At 68.6% G+C, this 1,153-nt stretch carries 1 protein-coding gene and 1 pseudogene; both read right to left on the bottom strand.

Going from position 1 to position 1,153, the window contains the following annotated elements:
• The coding region (locus sphst_RS12375) for a Gfo/Idh/MocA family protein (protein WP_107045602.1) at positions 1–866 on the bottom strand (866 nt) is incomplete at its 3' end.
• Positions 867–868: 2 nt separating this feature from the next.
• A pseudogene (locus tag sphst_RS12370) lies at positions 869–1,153 on the bottom strand (AraD1 family protein); the annotation flags it as partial.

Here is a 1,153-nt window from a genome sequence, read left to right as displayed (position 1 = left end):
GTGAAGGGGGTCGTGTCGACCTCGCTGCGCCCGTCGCGGACCAGGGCGGCGAAGCGCGCGTAGAGCCCGGCATATTCCGCATCGTCATGCTCGCTGCTGCCCTCGGGCAGGGTCAGCACCGCGCCGCCTTTGGCGAGACGGAGCGTGCCGGCGTCGGTGTCGACGACGATGTCCCAGCTTTGCGGGCCGGTCTGACGCCAGTCGAGATCCATCGTGATCGGCGTGCCCGACGCACTGCGGAAGGCGAGATCGGCGGCGATCGGCGCGGCACGATTGGCCGGTGTCGACAGCGTCGCGGACGCGAGGAAGAACGGCTCGGGCAGGATCTCCGTCGCGATCGACAAGGCATTGATGCCAGGATCGAACACGCCAAGCCCGCCCGGCTCCCAGATCCACGCCTGGCCAGGATGCCAGACCCGGACGTCTTCGCGCCAGACGATCGACACGCGGTCGATGCGACGGTCGGCAAGCCAGGCCTTGGCGGGTGCGACACCCGCCGCGAACCGCGAATGCCAGCCGGCGAACAGCGTCGCGCCGGTCCGTGCGGCCTGAGCCTCGAGCGCATCGACCTCGGCGAGTGTCGCGCCCGGCGGCTTTTCGAGAAACACGTGCAGCCGCTTGGCGAGCGCCATCGTGGCGAGCGAATAGCGCACCTGCGGCGGCGTGCAGAGAGCGATCGCGTCGATCGCCGGACCGTCGGTGAGCAGCGCCTCGAGCGACCTGAAGTTGGCGACGCCCTCGACGCCCGGATCCCGCGGGCTGACGCTGGCGACGAGCTCGAATTCGGCGTTGCCGGCGATCGACGGGAGATGCTGGTCGCGCGCGATCTTGCCCATGCCGACGACGGCGATGCGAATGGCTGCCATGCTCAGAGCGCCTTTACCGAGGCCGACCGCGGCGCGGCCCTGGTCAGCGTGTTGCGCAGCGGGAGCGTGAAGGGCGCAGCCTCGATTTCGAATACGTCGCCTTCACGCGTCGTCACGCCCTCGGCGAACGACAGCGTCGCGGTGCCGAAGAAATGGACATGAATGTCGCCCGGGCGGCGGAACAGGTCATATTTGAAATGATGCGCCTCGAGATTGGCGATGCTGTGCGACATGTTCGCCTCGCCCGACAGAAACGGCTTCTCCCACAGGACGGCGCCGTCGCGGTG

The sequence above is a fragment of the Sphingomonas sp. STIS6.2 genome (assembly GCF_000732685.2).
Taxonomy (GTDB): domain Bacteria; phylum Pseudomonadota; class Alphaproteobacteria; order Sphingomonadales; family Sphingomonadaceae; genus Sphingomonas; species Sphingomonas aerolata.
This window is presented reverse-complemented; position numbering and strand designations above follow the sequence as displayed.